At 70.8% G+C, this 21,242-nt stretch carries 17 protein-coding genes and 4 pseudogenes; 12 read left to right on the forward strand and 9 right to left on the reverse strand.

Features of this window, described 5'->3' with window-relative positions; all coding sequences use genetic code 11:
• Positions 1-131 precede the first annotated feature (131 nt).
• The 4 genes from AB0N63_RS20930 (at position 132) to AB0N63_RS20945 (ending at position 3,928) form a co-directional block, all read left to right on the forward strand.
• The gene (locus tag AB0N63_RS20930; protein WP_365530491.1) at positions 132-1,352 is read left to right on the forward strand and encodes a sensor histidine kinase; all 1,221 of its coding nucleotides are present in this window, start codon (positions 132-134) and stop codon (positions 1,350-1,352) included.
• The gene (locus tag AB0N63_RS20935) at positions 1,349-1,987 is read left to right on the forward strand and encodes a response regulator transcription factor (protein WP_365530492.1); all 639 of its coding nucleotides are present in this window, start codon (positions 1,349-1,351) and stop codon (positions 1,985-1,987) included. The genes AB0N63_RS20930 and AB0N63_RS20935 overlap by 4 nt, the downstream gene beginning before the upstream one ends.
• A gap of 473 nt (positions 1,988-2,460) precedes the next feature.
• Entirely contained in the window at positions 2,461-3,033 is a 573-nt protein-coding gene (locus tag AB0N63_RS20940; protein WP_365530493.1) for a carboxymuconolactone decarboxylase family protein, read from the forward strand.
• 28 nt (positions 3,034-3,061) lie between these two features.
• The gene (locus AB0N63_RS20945) at positions 3,062-3,928 is read left to right on the forward strand and encodes an RNA polymerase sigma-70 factor (protein WP_365530494.1); all 867 of its coding nucleotides are present in this window, start codon (positions 3,062-3,064) and stop codon (positions 3,926-3,928) included.
• Positions 3,929-4,030: 102 nt separating this feature from the next.
• On the opposite strand, the pseudogene AB0N63_RS20950 reads toward AB0N63_RS20945, so the two are convergent.
• Both AB0N63_RS20950 and AB0N63_RS20955 read right to left on the reverse strand, forming a co-directional pair.
• Positions 4,031-4,804 (reverse strand): annotated as a pseudogene (locus AB0N63_RS20950) (alkaline phosphatase family protein); the annotation flags it as partial.
• 292 nt (positions 4,805-5,096) lie between these two features.
• The gene (locus AB0N63_RS20955; protein ID WP_365530495.1) at positions 5,097-8,108 is read right to left on the reverse strand and encodes a BTAD domain-containing putative transcriptional regulator; all 3,012 of its coding nucleotides are present in this window, start codon (positions 8,106-8,108) and stop codon (positions 5,097-5,099) included.
• Positions 8,109-8,388: 280 nt separating this feature from the next.
• Here AB0N63_RS20955 and AB0N63_RS20960 point away from each other — a divergent pair, with 280 nt between their 5' ends.
• Entirely contained in the window at positions 8,389-8,841 is a 453-nt protein-coding gene (locus tag AB0N63_RS20960; protein WP_365530496.1) for a hypothetical protein, read from the forward strand.
• 261 nt (positions 8,842-9,102) lie between these two features.
• Here the strand turns inward: AB0N63_RS20960 and AB0N63_RS20965 are convergent.
• Positions 9,103-9,258: pseudogene (locus AB0N63_RS20965) on the reverse strand (helicase); the annotation flags it as partial.
• A 609-nt stretch (positions 9,259-9,867) separates the two neighbouring features.
• Between AB0N63_RS20965 and AB0N63_RS20970 the strand changes: the two are divergent.
• The gene (locus AB0N63_RS20970) at positions 9,868-10,932 is read left to right on the forward strand and encodes a hypothetical protein (RefSeq protein ID WP_365530497.1); all 1,065 of its coding nucleotides are present in this window, start codon (positions 9,868-9,870) and stop codon (positions 10,930-10,932) included.
• On the opposite strand, the gene AB0N63_RS20975 is transcribed toward AB0N63_RS20970, so the two are convergent.
• Positions 10,890-11,357, reverse strand: a complete 468-nt coding sequence (locus tag AB0N63_RS20975) for an STAS domain-containing protein (RefSeq protein ID WP_365530498.1) — start codon at positions 11,355-11,357, stop codon at positions 10,890-10,892. The genes AB0N63_RS20970 and AB0N63_RS20975 overlap by 43 nt on opposite strands.
• A gap of 1,355 nt (positions 11,358-12,712) precedes the next feature.
• Here AB0N63_RS20975 and AB0N63_RS20980 point away from each other — a divergent pair.
• A complete protein-coding gene (locus AB0N63_RS20980) occupies positions 12,713-13,276 on the forward strand; it encodes a DUF2243 domain-containing protein (protein WP_365530499.1) in 564 nt (187 codons plus the stop codon).
• A gap of 11 nt (positions 13,277-13,287) precedes the next feature.
• The gene (locus AB0N63_RS20985; RefSeq protein WP_365530500.1) at positions 13,288-14,106 is read left to right on the forward strand and encodes a cytochrome c oxidase assembly protein; all 819 of its coding nucleotides are present in this window, start codon (positions 13,288-13,290) and stop codon (positions 14,104-14,106) included.
• A 49-nt stretch (positions 14,107-14,155) separates the two neighbouring features.
• Here the strand turns inward: AB0N63_RS20985 and AB0N63_RS20990 are convergent, their stop codons facing one another.
• The gene (locus AB0N63_RS20990; protein ID WP_365530501.1) at positions 14,156-14,650 is read right to left on the reverse strand and encodes a site-specific integrase; all 495 of its coding nucleotides are present in this window, start codon (positions 14,648-14,650) and stop codon (positions 14,156-14,158) included.
• A gap of 302 nt (positions 14,651-14,952) precedes the next feature.
• On the opposite strand from AB0N63_RS20990, the gene AB0N63_RS20995 reads away from it, so the two are divergent.
• From AB0N63_RS20995 to AB0N63_RS21005, 3 genes and pseudogenes are all read left to right on the forward strand, one after another.
• A complete protein-coding gene (locus AB0N63_RS20995) occupies positions 14,953-16,671 on the forward strand; it encodes a chloride channel protein (protein ID WP_365530511.1) in 1,719 nt (572 codons plus the stop codon).
• A gap of 93 nt (positions 16,672-16,764) precedes the next feature.
• The gene (locus AB0N63_RS21000; RefSeq protein ID WP_365530502.1) at positions 16,765-17,283 is read left to right on the forward strand and encodes a MarR family transcriptional regulator; all 519 of its coding nucleotides are present in this window, start codon (positions 16,765-16,767) and stop codon (positions 17,281-17,283) included.
• A gap of 253 nt (positions 17,284-17,536) precedes the next feature.
• Positions 17,537-17,880 (forward strand): annotated as a pseudogene (locus AB0N63_RS21005) (hypothetical protein); the annotation flags it as partial.
• Here the strand turns inward: AB0N63_RS21005 and AB0N63_RS21010 are convergent.
• Entirely contained in the window at positions 17,840-18,484 is a 645-nt protein-coding gene (locus tag AB0N63_RS21010) for a hypothetical protein (RefSeq protein ID WP_365530512.1), read from the reverse strand. The pseudogene AB0N63_RS21005 and the gene AB0N63_RS21010 sit on opposite strands and share 41 nt — an antisense overlap.
• A gap of 125 nt (positions 18,485-18,609) precedes the next feature.
• Here AB0N63_RS21010 and AB0N63_RS21015 point away from each other — a divergent pair, with 125 nt between their 5' ends.
• Positions 18,610-18,876 (forward strand): hypothetical protein, encoded by a 267-nt coding sequence (locus AB0N63_RS21015; protein WP_365530513.1) that lies wholly within the window; start codon positions 18,610-18,612, stop codon positions 18,874-18,876.
• A gap of 114 nt (positions 18,877-18,990) precedes the next feature.
• Here AB0N63_RS21015 and AB0N63_RS21020 read toward each other — a convergent pair.
• The 3 genes and pseudogenes from AB0N63_RS21020 to AB0N63_RS21030 all read right to left on the reverse strand — a co-directional run.
• Positions 18,991-19,743, reverse strand: a pseudogene (locus AB0N63_RS21020) (aldo/keto reductase); the annotation flags it as partial.
• On the reverse strand, positions 19,740-20,297 hold the full coding sequence (locus tag AB0N63_RS21025) for a TetR family transcriptional regulator (RefSeq protein WP_365530503.1): 558 nt from the start codon (positions 20,295-20,297) through the stop codon (positions 19,740-19,742). The pseudogene AB0N63_RS21020 and the gene AB0N63_RS21025, both read right to left, overlap by 4 nt.
• Positions 20,298-20,696: 399 nt before the next feature.
• Complete coding sequence (locus AB0N63_RS21030; protein ID WP_365530504.1) at positions 20,697-21,164, reverse strand: Tn3 family transposase; 468 nt, start codon at positions 21,162-21,164, stop codon at positions 20,697-20,699.
• Between the last annotated feature and the right edge of the window lie 78 nt (positions 21,165-21,242).

Raw genomic sequence — 21,242 nt, forward strand, 5'->3', positions numbered from 1 at the left:
CACCCTCTCCGCCGGCCCCCCGCGTGCGCGTCTGGCGCAGGACGGCACTTCGCGGGCCGAAAGACGGCACGCGGGTTCTAACTTTCGATGGAGGCCCTTCCGGCACCTGCTTCCGTAATCTGGGACGCACTGTGAACTCTGCCGCCCCCGCCCTGACCCCGACCACCCGGGCCCTGGCCTGGTGCCTGCACCTACTGGTCATCGGCCTGCTCGCCCTGGCCGTCGGCCGGGCCGTGACCGGCGAGCGGCCCCATGCCGGATGGATCATCGCCGTCTCGGTGTTGTGCGGTCTGACGTACGCGGCCGGCCCCGTGCTTCCCGGCGTACGTCGTTCGCGGCGGGCCGCCGCACTGTGGCTGGCCGCCGTGGGGGCCTGCTGGCTGGTGCTGCTGGCTTCCACCCCCGACGCCGTGTGGGTGGCCTTCCCGTTGTACTTCCTCCAGCTGCACCTGCTGTCCCGCCGCGCTGCACTGGCGGCCGTGGCCGTCACCGCCGCCGCGGCCGTCGCGGGCTTCGCCGCCCACCAGCACTCCTTCAGCCCCGCCATGGCCATCGGCCCTGCCCTCGGCGCCGCCGTCGCCGTCGCCGTGGTGTGGGGATATCAGGCCCTGTACCGGGAGAGCGAACACCGCCGTCGCCTGATCGAGGAACTCACCGCCACCCGCGCTGATCTAGCCGCCGCCCAGCACGCCGCCGGCGTGCTCGCCGAACGCGACCGCCTGGCCCGCGAGATCCACGACACCCTCGCCCAGGGCCTCTCCAGCATCCAGTTGCTGCTGCGCGCCGCCGAGCGAGCACTTCCCCAGGCGCCACAGAACGCAGCCCGCCACGTCGACCAGGCCCGGCAGGCCGCCGTCGACAACCTCGCCGAGGCCCGCCGCTTCGTCGCCGCCCTCACCCCACCCACGCTGGAAGGCACCACCCTGGCCGACGCCCTGGAACGCCTGTGCACCACCACCTCCGCCCGGCACCGGCTCACCGCCCGCTTCCACCTCACCGGCGATCCCGCCCCGCTCACCACCGGACACGAGGTCGCCCTGCTGCGCATCGCCCAGTCCGCCCTGGCCAACACCGTCCGCCACGCCGAAGCCCCCACCGCCGACGTCACCCTCAGCTACCTCGGTGACCACGTCGCCCTCGACATCGTCGACGACGGACACGGCTTCGACCCCACCCTCCTGCGCGCCCCCGACCCCGAGACCGGCGGGTTCGGGCTGGCCGCCATGCGCACCCGAGCCCACGCCCTCGGCGGCACCCTCACCATCGAATCCGCCCCAGGCCGCGGCACCGCCCTGGCCGCCCAACTGCCCCTCACCCCGCCAGCCGACACCGAGCCCGAGGCCCACCCGTGACCGACGACACCCCCATCCGCCTGCTCCTGGCCGACGACCACCCCGTCGTACGGGCCGGACTGCGCGCCGTTCTGGAAACCGAACCCGGCCTCGTCGTCGTGGCCGAAGCCGCCACCGCCGAGGACGCCGTCACCCGCGCCGCCGAGGGCGACATCGACGTCGTCCTGATGGACCTGCAGTTCGGCAGGGGCATGGGCGGCGCCGAGGCCACCGCCCAGATCACTGCCCGCCCGGGAGCCCCCCGCGTGCTGATCGTCACCACCTACGACTCCGACGCCGACACCCTGCCCGCCATCGAAGCCGGCGCCACCGGCTACCTCCTCAAAGACGCCCCTCCGGAAGACCTGGCCGCAGCCGTGCGCACCGCAGCCGCCGGCCGCACCACACTCGCACCCACCGTCGCCGACCGGCTGATGAACCGGCTACGCACTCCGGGCACCACCCTGACCCGGCGGGAAACCGAAGTCCTCGCCCTGGTTGCCGACGGACTGTCCAACCAGGCCATCGGCGTACGTCTCCACCTGACCGAAGGCACCGTCAAGTCCCATCTGGCCCGCGTCTACGCCAAGCTCGACGTCGACTCCCGCACCGCCGCCGTCGCCACCGCAACCGGCCTCGGCCTCATCCGCCGCTGACCGGGGCGCATACGAACGGCTGAAGCCACCGCCAAGCGACCTGACCAAGGTCATCACGGGCTGGTACAAGAAGGCCCCCGCCGCCGTCTGACCCGCCGGCAGCACCGGAGCCCCTCCGTACCCGGCGGATTCCAGAGGCCGTCGCAACGCAGTGATGGCCCCCGGCCCACGACCACGCTCAGCGGGCGGCCCGCGCGTCCGCCGCCTCTCCCACCGCTCCATCGCGAGGACAAGGACCGCAAAAGGACCGCCATCGGTCGCCGTATTCCCCTCGTCCACGCACCCGCACCACACCACCTCCGCCCGCCACCAGGTGCTCGTCAACGACAAGGTCAAGGCCGTCGCCGGTATGCGCGTTTCCCGGCCGCGACACAGGCACGCCCGCCGGCGTACGAGGGTGGTTGTCACACTCGTACACCCGGCGGTGTCTTCATGACAACCAGGCCGCAAGGCCTCTCGAGAAGGAGAACACCATGGCCCCGCGTATCCCCAAGGCCGAGCTGCCCGCCGAGATGGCTGAGGCTCTGGTCGAGCAGCTCGGTTCCGTGCCCGAGCCCGTCGAGGTCGTCTTCAACAACCCCGCCGTCGCCACGTCCAGCCTGGAGTTCTCGGGCAAGGTCGCCGCGTGGGACCAGGTCGACGAGGGACTCAAGACCTTCTCGCACATGGCCGTCGCGGCCCAGGTCGGCTGCAGCTGGTGCCTGGACATCAACTACTTCGCCGCGCTGAACCAGAACCTCGACCTGGACAAGGCCAGCCAGGTGCCCAACTGGCGTGACTCCGACGCCTTCACCCCGCTGGAGCGCGAGGTGATGGAGTACTCCGAGGCGATGACCAACACCCCGCCGACCGTCACCGACGAGCTGTCGGCGAGCCTGCTCAAGCAGCTCGGCCCGGCAGGCCTGGTCGAACTCACCGTGTTCATCGGTTTCGCCAACCTGTCGACCAGGGTCAACACCGCCCACGGCATCACGTCGCAGGGCTACTCCGAGGCGTGCCAGCTCCCGTTGGCCACGAAGCCCCCTCGGACATCGGACGCCGGCTGACAACATGATCGGTGTGACTCATGACGCCATGACCGATGATCCGTTCGTCGCCCACCGCCCTCTGCTGTTCACCGTGGCCTACGAGATGCTCGGCTCCGCGGCCGACGCCGAGGACGTGCTCCAGGAAACCTGGCTGCGCTGGGCCGGCGTCGACCGCTCCCAGGTGCGCGAGCCACGGGCGTACCTGGTACGAGCCGTCACCCGCCAGTCCCTCAACAGGCTGCGAACCCTGTCGCGCAGCCGCGAGGACTACGTGGGGGAGTGGCTCCCGGAGCCGCTGCTGACCAGCCCCGACGTGGCAGAGGACGTCGAACTCGCGGAGAGCGTCTCGATCGCCATGCTGACCGTGCTCGAGACGCTTGCCCCCACCGAGCGCGCCGTGTTCGTCCTCCGCGAGGTCTTCGACATGCCGTACGGGGAGATCGCCGAGGCAGTCGGCAAGTCGGCGGCCGCCGTTCGGCAGATCGCGAAACGCTCGCGCGAGCACGTGGCGGCCCGACGGCCCCGGGTGCGCGTGAGCCGCTCGGAGCACGAGGCTGTCGTGGAAAGGTTCCTGGCCGCGCTGCGCACCGGCAGGCTCCAGGACCTGCTGGAGGTCATGGCACCCGACGTCGTCATGATCACCGACGGTGGCGGAGTGGTGGCCGCCTCGCTCGTTCCGATCCACGGAGCGGCCGAAGTGGCAGCGGTGCTCGCCCGGGTGCACCAGCTGGGCGACGAGCAGGGGACGAAGTCCGTGTGGCTCAACGGCACGCCCGCCGGCCGTGTCGAGTTCGACGGTGTGCCGACCGCGATCAGCGTCGACGTGGAGGACGGACGCGTCGTCCGGATCTACGTGGTGCGCAACCCGAGCAAGCTGACCCGGCTGGGCGAGCCCGCCCGACTTGCCAGGTGATCAGGGCTTTTCGGCAGGCGTCATGAGCGGTCCGGGCGGTGCACACCGCCCGGACCGCTCGCTTTTCGTTGTTCACCGGGAGTTCGCAGCCGGAGGCAGGCGTCAGGTGAGCCCCGCGAGCCGCAGCAGCAGCGACTTCACCTCGGTCGCGGCGAGTGTCCCGCTCACCTCGCCGGGACGTGAGCACAGCAGCACCGGGCCGTGCTCGAGCCGCTCCGGCAGCCTGCCGTGGCTGCCGCGTACGGGGGGCCGGATCCGGCGGGACCACCGCCATCCGGTAGCGCATGCCCAGCTTCTTGCGGGCCACCGCACCCGCCGCCCGCACTTGGACGTACGGGGCGAGCGGGTCCGAGAACAGCTCGGCGGGGTCGTAGCCGGGCTTGCGGTGGGTCTCCACGGGCTGCGCAAAGTCCGGGGCGCGGGCGCCGTCCAGCCAGTAGTAGCAGGTGAACCAGAGTCCGGATCGGCGAGCGCCACCGGCTCACCCGAGTGCGGGTGATCCAGACCGTGTGCCTTCTTGCCCTCGCCGCCCAGCGGCCGGGCGACCCCCTCGACGTTCTCCAGCGCCTGACGCACCCCGGCGATGTCCTCGGGCCGCCGTACGTACACAGGGGCGAGCTGATGGTCGGCCACCGCGAACGCACGGGAAGCCGTCGGGTCCAGGTACTCCATGCCGTCCTGAGTGTGGACCTCGAGGTAGCCGGCGCGGCGCAGCACCCGGCCGAGGTCGACAGGCCGGTTGACGCCGGTGATGCCGTACTCGGACAGGACGACCACGGTGCGGCCCTCCGCCTCGGCGTCGTCGAGCAGCGGGGCGAGCGCCGCGTCCAGGTCGGCGGCGCCTCTGAGCGAGCGGGGATCCTTCGGGCCGATCCGGCCGCGACTCGTGCAACGCGACCGCGTCCGCCTCGGACTGCGGCGGACAGTGCTTCATGACCACGGGACATCCGGTCTCCCGGACTCAAGATCCAAGTGTTCCGGGTGCCTGAGATCCGGGGTTGAGCCCCGCCGCATAATCACCCGAACGCGTGTCCACATTCGCGGGGGAAGGCCCCGGATCCCAAGGCGGCGGAACCGGCGGAACCAGTGCGGGTGGGCGAACGCGCGCTCCACGACCCGGCGGGAGCGACAGCGGGCCACAACCAAGATCAATAACCAAGCGCACCAACTACGCCATACGTACCTCTTCCGCCTGGTCGCGGGCACGAGCCGCAGCCGTGTGATCGCCGGCCAGGACGTGTGCCTGGGCCAGGGTGTCGAGGCCCACGGCCAGCCACCTGCTGGAGCCGATCTGCCTCCAGAGCCTGACGGCGGCTTCGGCGCGCCTTCGGGCGGGTGCCGAGCGGCCCACTGCGAGGTGTGCCTCGGCAAGCGCGTACAGTGTCGCCGCCTCGCCCCAGAGGTTGCCGAATTCCCGGTAAGTCCACAGGCTCCGGGCCAGCAGGCGGCGTCCTTCCCAGTGCTCGCCCTGCCGGACCAGGATGTCTCCGAGCCAGCAGGTGGCATGTGTGGCACTGAGACGGTCGCCGAGGTCCTCGCTGATCGCGGCTGCTTGCCGATAGGCGTCGGCGGCGGCCGGGTAGGCGCCGAGTGCGCGATGGCTCTGGCCCAGACATCGCAGGGCCTGGGCTTCCCCCGGCCGGTAGCCCGCGACACGGCTGACCCGCAGACACTTCGTGAACCGCGCGACGGCGGCCTCAACACGTCCCTGCTCGAGGTCGATGACGCCGAGGCCGTTGGTCGCGTAGACGAGACAGTTGACGTTGCCTGCCGACTCGGCGAGCTCGGCGGCCTCTTCGAAATGGAGCACGGCGGAGGAGTACTGGCCGAGGAGCCGGTGCACATAGGCCAGCCCGGCCGTGGCACTGGCCCGGTACCTGGGCCCCTGGCCCTCGGCGAGCACCAGGGCCTGCTCGAAATGGTCCAGTGCTTCCGGATAGCGGTCGAGGATGGTGGTGAGTTCGCCGAGGCAACGGTGGACCTTCGCGGCGCTGTGCCGGTCGCCGCTGCTCAGAGCCGATTTGAGCGCCCGGTTCTGGAGCCTCTCCCAATCATCGAAGTGGCTGCCGACCTGGAAGAGGGTCGTGAGGGCCGTGGCCAGCCCGGCGGCGGGTGCGACGCCCTCCCTTCCGTCCAGTGCCTGCTCTGCCACGTTGATGAGGAACTGGCGTTCGTCGTTGAACCAGGCCAGCGGATCGGCGAGTAGCTGATCGGCGTCGGCCGCGGCCAGTCGCCAGGAGGCCAGGTCCAGCTGTGAGATGCCTTGGAAGTCGACGCTGAGGGTGTCTGCGGCGAGGTCGGCGAGGTGCAAGCTCGCCCCGAGCAACCGGGTGAGCGCGGCCGTACGATCCCCTTCCGGGACAACCTGCTCCGCTCGCTCCCTGCCGAACATCCGTACCAGATCATGCAACTGATAACGGATTCCGGTGGTCTTCTCTGAACCGACCTGCACCAGGTGTACCTCGACCAGGTCGTCGAGGACCGCCTCCGCCTCGGACAGGTCCGCGTCCAGCAGCGCGGCCAGCGCCCAGGCGGCGAAGCTCGGCCCGGGCAACAGGGCGATCATCCGCAGAGCGTGCTGTGTAGCCAAGGTCATCTGCTGATAGGTCAGTTCGAGGCTGGCCCGCACGGCGATGTGGCCGACTGCCAACTCGTCGAGCTTGCGCTGCTCGTCGGCGAGGGCGCGCGCCACCTTGGCCAGGGGCCAGTGCGGTCGGGCGGCCAGCCGCGCACCAGCGACCCATACTGCCAGGGGAAGGCCATCGCAGGTTTCCACAATAGAGCGGGCAGCCCCGGACTCCGTGTCGGTCCGGTCCCGTCCCAGCATCTCGCGCAGCAAGTCGATCCCCGTCGCGAGGTCCAGTACGCCCAGGGAGAGTCGGCGGCCGCCCAGTCCCGCCATCGTCGTCCGGCTGGTGACGATGGTGGCACAGCGCACGCCACTGGGCAGGAGGTCACTCACCTGCTGGGCACTGGCGGCGTTGTCCAGGACGACGAGCATCCGCTGCCCTGCCAGCAGGGTGCGGTAGAGATGGACGCGGCCGGTCAGTTCTGCGGGCACGGTACCGCCGGGGATGCCGAGCGCGCGGAGGAAGGCGCCGAGGACCGTGAACGGCTCGGCCGGCTCGTCGCCGAAGCCCCGCAGATCCGCATAGAGCTGACCGTCCGGGAAGCGGGAGGCAAGCAGGTGCCCCGTGCGTACGGCAAAGGCGGTCTTGCCCACTCCGGCGGGTCCGGTGACCAACAGCGTCACCGGACCGGGCCGTTCTTCGTCAAGCAGCCGACGAGCCTCGTCCACCTCGTCCTCCCGGCCGACGAAGAGTGACAGGTCTGCTGGAAGGAGCCGGGGTACGAGCTGGCGTGCCATCGGCGGGTTCACCACCGTGCCGCTCCTGCCGACCGGTTTCGTGGTGGCGGCCGGTGCGGTGGGGCGGAACGCGGCCAGTTCCGGCTCGCCGGCGAGGATCCGTTCGTACAGCCGCCGCAACGCCACGCCGGGGTCGACACCCAGCTCGTCTGCGAGGCGCCGCCGAGCACGCTCGTACACCTGCAGCGCTTCGGCCTGCCGTCCGCACCGGTACAGGGCCTGGACCAGTTGCCCGATCACCCGTTCGTCGAGCGGATACGCCTCGGCCCTGGCGGCTAGTTCGCTCACCATCCCATCATGCTGAGCCAGGCGCAGCCGCACATCGACCAGCTCCAGCTGGGCGGCCAGCCGCTCACCGTCGAGGAGGTGGCGCTGCGCGTTGAACCACGGGGTGTCCACCCCGGCGAACGCGCTGCCCTGCCACAGCGCCAAGGCTTCCCTCCACAGAGCCTCCGCCTGCCCGTCACTGCCCGCCTTCCGGGCCCGGTCCGACAGATCGCGGAAGCGGTGTGCGTCCACCACCGAAGGCTCGACCGTCAGCCGATAGCCACCGCCCCGCTCCCTTGGGATGGCCGTGCCGTCGGCCGCCAGTGCGCGCCGCAGCCGGGAGACGTATCCGTACAGCTTCCGGCGGCCGTACGCCGGTTCGATGTCCCCCCACACCCGGTCCACCAGCGCGTCGGCCGAGACCGCCTGGCCCGCGTCGACGAGCAACGCCGCCAGCACTCGCCGCTGCAAGCCGTGCCCCACGTCGACCGGGGCCCCGTTCCGCCGTACCTCGATGGTGCCCAGGATCGCGAAGCGCGCGGTCATCACACCCCCTGCGTCACCCGTTCATCTCCTCACCACACTCTGGGCGCCACCGGCCTGTGGTTCTAGGTGGATTCAAGCTTTTCCGAAGGTTTGCCGAAACTGCCCCCGGCACTGTGAGCAGCACATCCCCGGACTTCAGGAGGTGGACCTGTACCGAGAGCTGCAGGCGCTGGGCACGGCGGACGCTGAGCGCGCGAACACGGCCGCTCCAGACCGCCCCTGGCCGATCAGAGGCAGAGGGAAATCAAAGGCATCAGCCCATTCGATCTTGAGGAGAAGAATGCGTAATCGACTTGCGCTTGTCGGCACCGCCGTGGTGGGAGCCGTCCTGCTGGCCGGGGGTACCACCACCGCTGTGCAGGCAGCACCCGCGCCCACCCACGGGGCGTCGGCGGGCGCATCCGCGAACGTGGCGAACGAAGCACCGGACTGGACACCGTCGAACGCCCCCGCCGGCGCCCTGTCCTGCGGTGCCAAGCCCACGACGAACGGTTATGGGGGTGCCACCGTGACGAAGTCCATCTACCTGAGGACCGGTCCGAGCAGCGCCTGCGACGACATTTTCCCCAAGCTCCTCGTGGGCCAACGACTCGGCGGCTGGTGCTACTACGACAACCCGGCGGGAAACAGGTGGTACTACGTCAGCACCGGAGGCGCGGCACCGTACGGCTGGATCTACGACGGGAACGTCACGGAGGGGAACACGATAAAGACGAAGTGCAACGCCTGGTGACTTCGTACGGGAGCGCGACGTAGCAGCGGACCTGATCGCCGACGCGCTCGGCACTCCCGAACGTGGTCGACGAGAAGACGAACGTGACGGCCTTCGTGGTCCGAAAGCGTCAGCCTCGATCTTGCATGACGGTCCGCCGACGGAGTCGGCGGACCGTTTCGCTTTCTGCGGCTGATCCGATCTCGGCCAGGGCTTCGGCGACGGACGGGTCGTGGACAGAGGACGGCCCCTTCGGTCGCTGCCGTCGTCCTTGCTGTCCGCTCCGCTGCGGCTCTGGACGCCCCTGACACGGCTGGGCGCTTGCTGCGCGGTGAGCTGTTCCACCACGCGGGCGTCGTGTGCCCGGAGTGCTTCCAGCAGTTTCGCCAGCCCGCAGTACGGCCGGGACGTGAGCATGTTGTCCGTGCTTTCGTCCGGCCAGCGACCAGGCGCACTGCGGCCTTACGGCCCGGGAACCGGGCGCCCTGTGACCTACCGCAAAGGCACAGGCTTTTGGCCGTGTGCGGCCGGGGGACTGTGGTGGAGAGCGCGGCGATCAGGGGACGATGACGTGGAAGGGCTCGTCGGTGACGGTGCCGTTGGCTCCGGTCGGCACGGAGAAGGTGCGGTCGATGTCGGCTTCGTCGTTCACGCGGGTGTAGATCTCGCTGTCACCGTGCCACAGGATGCCATCGTGGCAGGGCGCGCCGGCTCACGCTGCGGCTGGCCGCCGGGGCGAGCGGGAGCCGTGGAGGTCGTGCTCTCAGGGATCGGCGAAGAAACTACCGCCCGGCCGGTGCCTTGGGCCGGTCGGCGTCGTCTCCACCCTGTTCGGCCCGTGCTCAGTGCGGCTGACTTCACGACTGGCCTGCCTGTGCTGGGCAGATCGCCCCTGCCGGGCGGTCGTGGCGACGGACGCCGTGCCCAGAGGCCATGGCCCGCCCGGCGCCCTGGTCCGAGGGCAACCGCTCCCGCTGCCACCGCGGAGACTGACGTGCCGGCTGGTCCCGCTGGTTCTGCCTGACCGGGGCGGGTACTTGCGGCGGTATGGGATCTTCGGGTTCGCCGGTGTTGCTGGTGTTGTTCGTGGCCAGTGCGGCCGTCATCTGGTTCGCGGGCGTCAAACTGTCCGACTCCACCGATGTGCTCGCCGAACGGCTCGGGCTGGGGAGCGCGCTGGGCGGTCTGATCCTGCTGGCGATGGCGACGAACCTTCCCGAGATCGCGATCACGGCGAGTGCTGCGATGGCCGGACAGCTCGACGTCGCGGTCGGCAACATCCTGGGCGGCATCGCCATCCAGACCATCGTGCTGGCGGTCCTGGACGCGGCCGGGGTCCGCCCGCGCGCCCCGCTGACCCGGCTGGCCGCCAGCCTGCAGCTGGTCCTGGAGGGCGCCATGGTGGTGGTCGTCCTGGCCGTGGTGGTGATGGGCACCCAGCTCTCCCCGAACCTGCACGCCGCCCGGCTGGCCCCCGCATCCGTGGCGATCGCGATCTTGTGGGTGGTCGGGCTGATTCTGCTGAACCGGGCTGGCCGGGGGCTGCCGTGGCGGGAGGGGGGAGACGCCCCGGACGGCCAGCCCGAACCGCGCGGCCACTCCAAGGGCAAGAAGGAGAAGGCCGCCGGTGACAAGGGTGTGAGCACCGCCCGTGCGGGGCTGGTGTTCGGCGTGTCCGCGCTGGCCACCCTGGTGGCCGGTGTCGTGATCGAGCGCAGCGGTGAGGAGTTCTTCGCACGCCAGGGGCTGAGCGGTGTGCTGTTCGGAGCGACCGTACTGGCCGCGGCCACTTCGCTGCCCGAGGTCAGCACGGGGCTGACCTCCACCAGGCTGGGGGACTACCAGCTCGCCGTCAGCGACATCTTCGGCGGCAACGCCTTCCTGCCCGTGCTGTTCCTGCTGGCCACCGTCATCTCCGGCGAGCCGGTCCTGCCGGCCGCACACGACACCGACATCTACCTCACCGCCCTCGGCATCACCCTGACGGTGGTCTACATGGCGGGGCTGATCTTCCGCCCGCGCCGCCGGTACGCCCGCATGGGCGTCGACAGCATCGCGGCCGTGGCCATCTATGTCATCGGCATCGCAGGGCTGGCCACCATCGCGACGTGATCTGAGCTGGTCCCACGACCGGCGGCCTTGCCGGCTGGTGCGGTGGTGGTGGGGTCAGTGGTCGAGTGCGTCGGGGAGCGTGGGGTGGCATTCGATGACTCGTCGATGCCGACGAGTTGCAGGGTGCGCAGCACGGTGGGGGTGGGCGCGGCCAGGCGCAGCCAGCCTCCCGCCGAGGCGGTATCGCGGTGGGCGGTGAGGAGGATGTTGGTGCCGCTGGAGTCCATGAAGGTGACCTGCCCGAGGTCGGCGACGATGCGGGAGGTGCCGTCGGTGGCGTCGAGGGCGTGGCGGAGGGTGTCGCCGGTGTGGTGGTCGATCTCCCCGGCGAGGGTCACGACGCGGACGCCGCCGTCGGCCAGGGTGGCGGTGGCCGACAGCCCGGCCGGCTCAGGCGCCGGGTCGGTGAACTGTGTGTCTGCCATATGGTCTTCGGCCATGGGAAGACAGCGAACAGAGGGCACCCTGACACGACTGCCCGGTGTTGCCTGTCGGCATCCCTGCGACTGCTCCAGGTCACCACGCGGCCCGGCTTCCTTCCGGGCCGTGGCGGGGGCCCGGACCGGATTGACTGAAGGCGGGTCCGGGCTCCTGGAGCGCGCATCCACGGGGGAGGGGATGGTGCATGACGCCCTGCTCCACCCAACGAAGACGAGGCCGGGCAGTCACACTGGAGGCACGAAACTGCCTAGGCGGGGCAGGGCTTGGGCACGCGCATGGGGCCCGCATGGGCGAGCCGCGCGCGGCACAGGCATCGACCCCGACCGTGCCTCGCGCGGTTCCCCCGGTCTGGCAGGCATTGCACGCCACGGCGCGCCCAGGCCCGTGATCCAGACCCGCAGCGCCCCGGCGTGTCCGGGCTGTCGGGGGTGGCGCCCCGGCAGTGGCCACGCCTCCTCGCGAAGGTCCGCGTCCAGGAGCAGGTCCGCGGCCGTCTGGGCCAGCGCGTCGGTCGCGGCGACGAGTACTCCATGCCGACGCTCCCGACCTGTTCCGCGGACTCACGCACCGGGCGCTGCCCTTAGTCCTCAGCGCGGTCAGCGGCGTGACGGGGCTCGGACTGCTGATCACGCGCCACTACCTCGCGGCCCGTGCGGCGGCCACGCTGGCCGTCGCCGCGATCCTGTGGTCCTGGGGGCGCCGCCCAGTATCCGGCCATGCTGGTCGGAAGCCTCACGGCCGGCCAGGCAGCCTCCCAACCGGCCGTGCTCTCCGCCTGCCTGATCTTCCTGGCCTGCGGGACCGCCCTTCTGATCCGGCCCTGTGGCTTCTCTACGGCACCTTCCAACGCGCGGACACACCGAAGCCCGGCCACCAGTCGGTACGATGAGCGGCCAGGCCCCGACATGTCCGCGCGGCAGCGGTGCTCGGACCGGCTGCGCACCGCAGAGGGCCCCGCAGCGCAGCCGCCCCGGAGCAGGCTGTTTCTAGGGACGAGTCGCGTTGTTCAGCTCCATCCTCCACGTCGTCCCACTCCTCCGCGTGGAAGAACGCAGGTCGCGCACCATGTGGCCGATCTCCCCGCACCCGGAACTCGGCATACACCGCGGGTCGCCGTTCGTGCGTCATCACATCAATGTGCTGGGCCGCTAATCCTTCCAGCTCCCTGACCTGCCCGGCGGGCTGCGGCCCCTGCGCGCCGACGCTGAGGACGAGACGTCATCTCAGGACGCTGCTTCGGTTGGGCCGAATGGCGGCCACGCATGTGCCTGAGTCGACCGAAAGGGGAACCTGCGGCTGAGGCATCTTCAGCAGACCCCAATCAGCAGGAGCGGATACGATGGCAACCACAAGCGGCGAGGCACGCGTCGGCACGGCACAGCCGGCGAGTATCCAGTTGCCGGGCATCGTGCTCGGGGTGGGGCTCGGCGGCTTCGTCGACGGCATCCTGCTCCACCAGCTGTTGCAGTGGCACCACATGCTCACCAGCACCAACCACGACCACATCGGGGTTAAGTACTACAACCCGAAGACGGTGTCCGGGCTGGAGATGAACACCGTGTGGGACGGCATCTTCCACGCCGTGTGCTGGATCGCCGTCCTGACGGGCCTGGCCATCCTGTACTCCCGGGTCACGCACAACCGGCGGGCGGTGTGGACCTCGCGGGTCCTGTGGGGCTGGATCCTGGCCGGATGGGGCCTGTTCAACCTGGTCGAGGGGCTCCTGGACCACCAGATCCTGGGCATCCACCACGTCCACGGGGGCCCCTACCAGGCGTGGTGGGACGCGGGCTTCCTCGTCCTGGGCGGCCTGCTCCTGATCGGCGGGTACCTGCTCCAGCGCAGCGGCCAGCCCTTCGACCCGGGCGCCCCGGCTGGGCGGAGTGAGGGTCGGCGAGCCTGATGGACCACGACATGCCCGCTCACGGGCACGACGCGGGCAGCAGCCTCCTGGAGTGGCTGCTGCCCGCACTCGTACTACTGGCCGCCGCCGGCGCCTACCTGCTCCTCGTTCGCCGGGCCCGCCGCCGCAACCCGGTCCTGGGCTGGAGCCGGTGGCGCACCACCAGCTTCCTGACCGGCAGCGCCCTCCTCGGCACCGCCCTGCTGCCGCCCGTGGCGCCCTTCGCGCACGAGGACTTCCGCGGCCACATGGCCCAGCACATGCTCATCGGCATGTACGCGCCCCTCGCGCTCGTCCTGGCCGCCCCCGTCACCCTCCTGCTGCGGACCCTGTCCGCAGCCCGGGGCAGGCAGCTGACCACCGTGCTGCACAGCCCGCCCGCCCGTCTGCTCGCCCATCCCGCGGTCGCACTGGCGCTGTCCCCGGGCAGCCTCGCGGCCCTCTACTTCACCCCCCTCTACAACGCGACCACGAGCCATCCGGTGGCCCACTGGCTGCTACACGCACACTTCCTGCTCTCCGGGTGCCTGTTCGCCTACGCCATCGCCGGCCCCGATCCCGCCCCGGCCCGGCCGACCGTGCGCGCCCGGCTGGTCTGTCTCGGCGTCGCCATCGCGGCCCACGCAATCATCGCCCAGCTCATGTACGGCGGCTTCTGGGTCGACATCCACGCCCCCATCCCCCAGGTCCAGGCAGGCGCCGAGATCATGTATTACGGCGGCGACATCGCCGAACTGCTCCTGGCCGCCGCCCTCGTCGCCACCTGGCGCCCCGAACCCCGCCGGGCAGCCACCCGCGAGCCCGCCCGGGAAGTGACGGCACCCGCCTGAGTACGCCCACCGGAGTGCCGCCGACCGAGGAAACGTCCCCGGAAGCTGCTCACCGGTGCGCGTTGCCCGGCGCGAGCAGGCCGGTCAGCTCTGAGATGGCCTCGGGGGACGGCTTGAAGTAACGGCGGACGTTCTCCGGCTGCTTGTGTCGCGGCTTCGCCATCAGCATCAGCAGGGAGGCGCCCTGCTCGCCCAAGTGGGTCAGGGCCCCGTGGCGGTACCCGTGCAGCTCCCAGCCCGTCCCCGGCCCACGTACGGCGGTGTGCTCGTCAAGCAGGGCGCGGGCCTGCTCGTAGGAAGCCGGGCCAGACCGGTATCCGGGCACACGTCGCGGACTGACGACCTTTCCCGGGCCGGGGCGCCGGTGGGTGACGAACACCGGGCCGCGGGTGCGGCCGTGCAGCAGACGGGGCCGGAGGCGGGCGGTGCCGGCGTTCCAGTAGACGGTCTCCAGGACGAAGTCCTCGCGCGCCTGGCCGCGGCGGCGGGCCTTGCTCCGCGACGTCGACCCCGCCGACCGCCGCGCCTCCGTCGTCACACTCACCGACGCCGGACACCGTCAGCTTGCCGCCTGGACCGCCGCCCACGAGCGCCGTGCCGGCGGGCGGCGATCGACGGCGGCGGTGTGTGATGCCGCACACAACGTTCCGTCACCCGGGATGGGCTTTCCGTTTGCTGTTCGGAGTGGCACTCTTGACATGCTTTGCATAATGCAAATGTAAGGAAGGGGAACGAGTGGTTGCCACCGAGGACGTCAGGGACGATGAGCGGGCACGGGGCCCGGCCGGATCGCGTGTCAAGCCGTCCGCCGCCCTGGCGCGCCGACGTTCGGCGTCGTGGGCTCCGATGGTGCTCGCCGTGGTGATCGGGGCCGGAGCCGGCGCGGGATCGATCGTCTTCCGCTGGTGCATCACCACTTTCACCCACCTGTTCTCCGGGCACGCCGACTACGCGGCGGACCCTGGATCCGGCAACGCGCATGTGCCGTGGCTCGGCCCCTGCTTCGTGATCCTCGCCCCGGTGGCCGGGGGACTGCTCTACGGCCCGCTGGTGCAGCGGTTCGCCAAGGAGGCCAGAGGGCACGGAGTGCCCGAGGTGATGCTGGCGGTCGCCCAGCGCGGCGGGCGCATCAGTCCCAAGGTCGCCGTCGTCAAGACGCTCGCCTCCGCCTTGACCATCGGCTCGGGCGGTTCGGTCGGCCGGGAGGGCCCGATCGTGCAGATCGGCTCGGCGCTCGGTTCCACGCTCGGCCACCTGGCGAAGGTGACCGAGGAGCGGATGAGGCTGCTGGTCGCCTGCGGCGCCGCTGGCGGGATCGCCGCCACGTTCAACGCGCCGCTGGCCGGTGTCTTCTTCGCCATGGAGCTGATCCTCGGCACCTTCAGCGCAGAGGCGTTCGGCGCGACGGTCCTGGCCAGCGTCACGGCGAGCGTGATCGGCCGCGCCGCCTTCGGCGACACCGCCTTCCTCACCTTGCCGGACTTCCACGTCGACCACCTCGCGCAGTACGGCCTGTTCGCCCTGCTCGGTGTCATCGCGGCCGTGGTCGGCGTCGGCTTCTCCAGGGTCCTGTACCTGATCGAGGACGCCTGCGACTGGGCCTGGCGAGGACCCGAGTGGCTGCGCCCCGCGGCCGGAGGGCTGCTGCTCGGCCTGGTGCTGCTCGTCCTGCCGCAGATGTACGGCGTCGGCTACCCGGTCCTGCAGAAGGCGACCGAGGGCGGTTACGCCCTGGGCTTCCTGCTCCTGCTGATGCTGGGCAAGATGCTCGCGACCAGCCTGACCATCGGTATCGGAGGCTCGGGCGGTGTGTTCGCACCCAGCCTCTTCATCGGCGCGATGCTCGGCTCCGCCTACGGCATCGGCGTCGGCCACCTCCTGCCTGCATCTGCGGGAGCCGTGGGTGCCTACGCACTGGTCGCCATGGGCGCGGTGTTCGCCGGTGCGGCCCGTGCCCCGATCACCGCGGTGGTGATCCTCTTCGAGCTGACCGGCGAGTACTCGATCATCCTGCCGCTGATGCTGGCGATCGTGCTCGCCACAGCGACCGGCCGGTTGCTGACCCGCGACACGATCTACACCCTCAAACTCCGGCGCCGCGGCATCGATCTCGACGGGCCGGCCACCGGTGCCCCGATCGGGGGGCAGCCCGTGGGCGCCGTCATGGAGCCGCTGCCCTCGGCGCTGGCCGCCGCCACCTCGCTGGCAGACGCGACCGACCTGCTGAGCCTGTCCGGTCACGGGGCCCTGCCGGTCGTCGACGACGCGGGGGAGTACGTCGGCGTCGTCACCGCGCAGGCGCTGGCCGAGGCCCTCGCGGAGCAGCCGCAGGCCGCACCGGAGCGCGTCGGCCAACTCGCCGAGCCACCCGCGACCGTGACCGCGGACCAGCCACTCGCTCAGGCCCTGCACGCCCTGCTGTCGGCGGCCGGCACCGGCCTGCCGGTCCTGGACGAAGCGAACGGCAAGCCGGTCGGCTGGCTCAGCCACCAGAGCGCGCTGCGCGCCGTCCACACGAGCCGGCCGGAACCTGCCCGCAGCCCGTCACGAGCGGCTTGGGCCTGACCGGCGACTGTGTGGAGAGGACGGTTGCGGGCCCTCCTGCCCCGCTGGGGATCTCGTGAACGGGCGGTCGTCGCAGCACGGTAAAAAGGAGGCATGGCAGAGCGCGAAGTCCCGGCGGGGGCGATGGATGACGTCGACGTGGTCACCCGGGAGGTGCTGACGGCCTCCAGGCTGTTGGTGGCGGTCTCCGCCCGATCTCTGGCTGAGGTGGAGGACAAGGTGACCCTGCCGCAGTTCCGGATGTTGGTGGTGCTGTTCACTCGCGGCGCCACCAAGCTGGTCACGCTGGCCGAACTGCTCCAGGTGGCGCCCTCGACCGCGATGCGCATGGTGGACCGGTTGATCGCCGCCGGCTTGGCCGACCGGCAGTCCAAGCCGGGCAACCGACGTGAGACGCTGCTGCGGCTCACCGAGGAAGGGCAGCGCACCGTGGAGGACGTCACGGCCCGGCGCCGAGGTGAGATCGCCCGCATCGTGGAGCGCCTGAGTCCGACACAGCGGCTGGCTCTCATCGAAGCGCTGGCCGCCTTCAACCGCGCCGGTGGAGAGCCTCGAGCCCAGCCCGGGACCGGGGAAGAGACGGTGCCTCTGGGCTGGGCCGACTGGCGCTGACCGCCACGAGCGGCGGCTCGGAGGCAGACCGGACGGGCCCCCGTGCCCCGTCGCTCCGCGCATTGCATGGCCGGGCACGACCCCAGCCGACGGCCCACGCCATGACACAGGAACGTCGACATCCGGCCTCGATTCGGTAAAGGACGGGAGGCAGATGGTCGGCCCTGTGCAACTTTTGCATAGTCTAAATATCAGGGGGGTGCTTGTTCTGTAGCGCCGCCCTGAGCCGAACGTCGATCGCTGGAGCCACCGCATGACCGACCTCAGGGCGCCATCCGTGCCACGCGTGCTGGCGTGGATGCCGGCCGCCGTGATGCTGGTCGTGGCTGTCGCGGACGTCGTGGTGGGGCCCGGGATCGGTTTCCTGCCGCTGGTGTCGCTGGGGCCCGCCTTCGCCGGTCTCGTCGGAGGGTGGCGCCGGACCGCGCTCTTCGGCGGAGCGGCGCTCGCCTTCTGCGTCGTACTCGGGCTGCACGACGGCCTGTTCGAGGAGCGGCGGGAATTCACCGCGATGGTCTCAGGGGCGGGGTGACCGGCGTGGGAATCGCCGCGGCCGTCATGCGGGGCCGCAGGGAAGCGGAGCTGGCCAGCCGCCGACCATGTTGTTGAAACTGTACGAGCCGGCGGTGGTCTCGCTGACGGCGTCGGTCGCCTCGGTGGTCTCGGCGAAGGAGCCGCCCTGGGCCGTCCAGACGTAGGTGTTGACGAGGTCGCGGTGCGAGAAGCCGTCGGCGGTCGCGTTCGTACCGTCGGAGCGACTGTCGTCCCGGGGGGCGACATCCATGCCCATGGAGCGCAGCACGGTGCGGGCCTGGGTCTCGGCCGGGTCGTTGCCGCGCTGGCTGGACTCGGTGGAGATCGACCGGTAGTAGGCCTGCAACCGCTGTTGGTCGCGGGTGATGCGGCGCTTGAGTGCGTAGGCGTCGCGGGGTTTGAAGTAGCTGTACTCACGGTAGGCGGTGGCGGTGGGGTAGTCGGGGTCGGTGACCTTGCCGCGGTCGTCGAAGCCGACCGCACCGTCCAGGGTGCCCTGCTTGGTGTAGCGGGGGTTGATCGGGAAGTGGATGATGTTCCAGTCCAGCGGGATGTCCGGGTCGGGCAGCATCCGGTAGGCGATCAGGGTGCCGGTGTGGGCCAGGCGCAGCGCGAAGACGTCGGCGGTCTGGGACTGCACCAGCGCCATGCCGGTGTTGGCGGGCACGTAGCGGCGGCCGACGGCCGGGTTGAGCAGCTTGGGCCTGGCCGACCCACTCGGTGGTCAGATCGGCGACCTTGTAGCCGGTGACCAGGTGCCAGCGGCCGTCGCGGACGAATCCGTAGCAGCGCTTGAGCACGCCGAGCGCCTCGCCCTTGGCGTCGTACGGGAGGTCGGCGTACTCGCTCGCGCCGGGCCCGCCGCCGATGGTGTCGCGGAAGGGGGTGCGGACGTCGGCGAGCGCCGAGCGGACCTCGGCGGTGTCGGTGGAGATCGGGGCGGTGGAGAGCAAGATCCGCGGCCGCTTGGCCGAGAAGGCCAGGCTGTCGCCGCGCAAGCGCTCGTCCCGTACCGAGGTGGTGCCGGGCTCGGTGGAGTCGCGGTCGAACGGCCAGTAGCCGCGCAGGTCCCGCTTGTCGCCGCGCAGCCGGGAGAACAGGTTGTCGGAGATCTGCTCGGCGGTGCGGAGGGTACGCCAGACCCGCAGGGCGACGTGGCAGCTCACTGACTCTCGGGGCGTGGTGCAACAGCCAGGCGAGGCCGACCTGGGAGGGCGTGGCGCCCAGGGACTCGGCCACGGCGTGTACCGCCGGCTCGTCGGTCGCTTTGGGCAGGCCCGGGAAGGCCCCGCCGAGCGGGAAGAACGGCACCCAGGCGATGCCCTCGGCCGCGCACAGCTGCAGCATGTCCTCGTCGTCGCGGGAGACCAGGCTGTAGGCGTTCTGCAGGCAGACGACGCCGGCGGGCAGGGCGCGGCGCAGACCGCCGAGGGTGACGCTGCTCAGGCCGATCGCGCCGATCTTGCCCTCGTCGCGCAGTGCGGTCATCACGGCGAGCTGGTCGTCGAGGTCGACGACCTGGTCCCCCTGGGGACGCAGCCCGGGGCCGGTGTCCAGGCGGCGGAGGTTGACGACCGCGAGCCGGTCGACGCCGAGGCTGCGCAGGTTGTCCTCGACGCTGGCGCGCAGCTGCTCGGGCCGCTGTGCCAGACGCAGCGGCAGGTGCCCGCCGGGGTTGGGGTCAGCCCCCACCTTCGTGACGACCAGGACGTCGTCCTCGGGGCGAAGTGCCTCGCGGATCACGTCGTTGGCGAAACCGAAGCCGTAGAACTCGGCGGTGTCCACGTGGTCGACGCCCAGCTCGACCGCGCGGCGCAGCAGCGCGACGGCGTCGCCGCGGCGGGCGTGCAGCCGCTCGAGCTGCAATGCGCCGTAGCCGATCCGGAAAACGGTCCGGCCGGCGAACGAAGCGGCCGCGGTGATCACGACGGTGTCGCCTCGGTCGGTGTTCGCAAGGCGGTGTACAGCAGTTCGGCCTGGTAGAGGGCCATGATCCTGTGGGCGATCGGCGTGGCGCGCTCACGGGCTCGGGGCGGTTCATGGTGCTCGACCTTGACGAGCCAGGCCGTGACGCAGTCGTGCAGCATCGCGCGCATCCGGTCGGTCGCGTCGACGACGATGTCGCGGATGGCTGGGTCGGTGGTCGCCTCACCCCAGGTCTGTATGCCGACCCGGGCTTCGGCCGGGTCGATCGCGGCGATCAGGCGGGAGAGCAGTTCGTCGGGGTCGGGCGGGACGTCCGCCGCGGCGTACTCGCCGATGGTGCCGCCGCGCTTGGCGAGCATCTCGCGGGCGGCGGCCTGGACCAGGTCGGCCTTGTTGCGGTAGTGCGCATAGATCGAGCCGGCCGAGAGGCCGGACTCGGCGGTGATGTCGGCGATCGAGGTCCGCTCCAGGCCGTTGCGGCTGAAGCAGCGGACGGCGGCCTCGGCGATCTGAGTACGCCGGAGTTCCTTGCGTGCGTCGGTGAGCCGAGGCACAACAACACCTCCCACAAAAAGAATCGGTGTTCTGCTTACGGGAGGCGCTAGCAGAGCTGTTCTTCTGTTTGTGGTGGGTGTGTGTCATGCGAGCTGGCCACTGGCTGACCCTGGCGACGCTGGGTTCGGCGTCCGGCGCCGCCGGGACGGGTCATGACGAGTTGTTCGCCGTGGGGTTTGTCGGACGGACCGTAGCCGGTCGGTGTGCGTTGGCTCGGACGTCGAACTTCCGGATCCCGTTCCGCGGGCGCCCCGCTCCGCCTCGTGCCTGCCCATCGGGGTTGACTCAAGGCCGGCCGCACCTGGGCATCCTGCTGAGCCTGACTCGCACACAACGGTCCGGCCCGCAGGCGTAGGTGTGGCTCCGGGCGGATCGCTGTTCGCCGGTACGGGCCGCGGCTATCCGTCCTCGCCGTCGTTCGCCTCGTCGTCGCTGTGCGGGTCGCGTAGCTGCCGCAGGCCCGGCGCCGGCGGCCGGGTGAAGGCGTAGCGGCCCGGGAAGTTGCTGTGGTCGTACCGGAGGGGGGAGAGAGGGGTGAGCAGCTCGTCGGTGACCGGGAAGCCGTCGGCGGCCAGTTGCTTGACGGCGGCGTCGATGCAGAGGCTGTTGAACAGCACCGCGGCGTTGAGCGCCAGGCCGAGAGTGCCGAGCTGGTCCTCCATGCCCTCGCGGCAATGCTGGCGCAGTTCGCCGCGCTGCCCGAAGAAGATCTTCCGGGCGGCGGTGGCGAACTGGAGCAGGTGCAGGGTCTTGAAGATCCGCCCGTAGTGGGCGAACGCGTCGCCCAGCCCTGAAGCAGCCGTCCAGGAAGACGGCGAAGAAGACGACGACCCGCCGGTCGCGTCCGGCCTAGGAGTTGTCTTCAAATGTCACGCCCACATCAGGAGCGATGCGAGGGTGACGGCTGCCTGGTAGGACTCGGCGGTCTTGTCGTAGCGGGTAGC

It is taken from the genome of Streptomyces sp. NPDC093260, from assembly GCF_040683715.1.
Classification (GTDB): Bacteria; Actinomycetota; Actinomycetes; order Streptomycetales; family Streptomycetaceae; genus Streptomyces; species Streptomyces sennicomposti.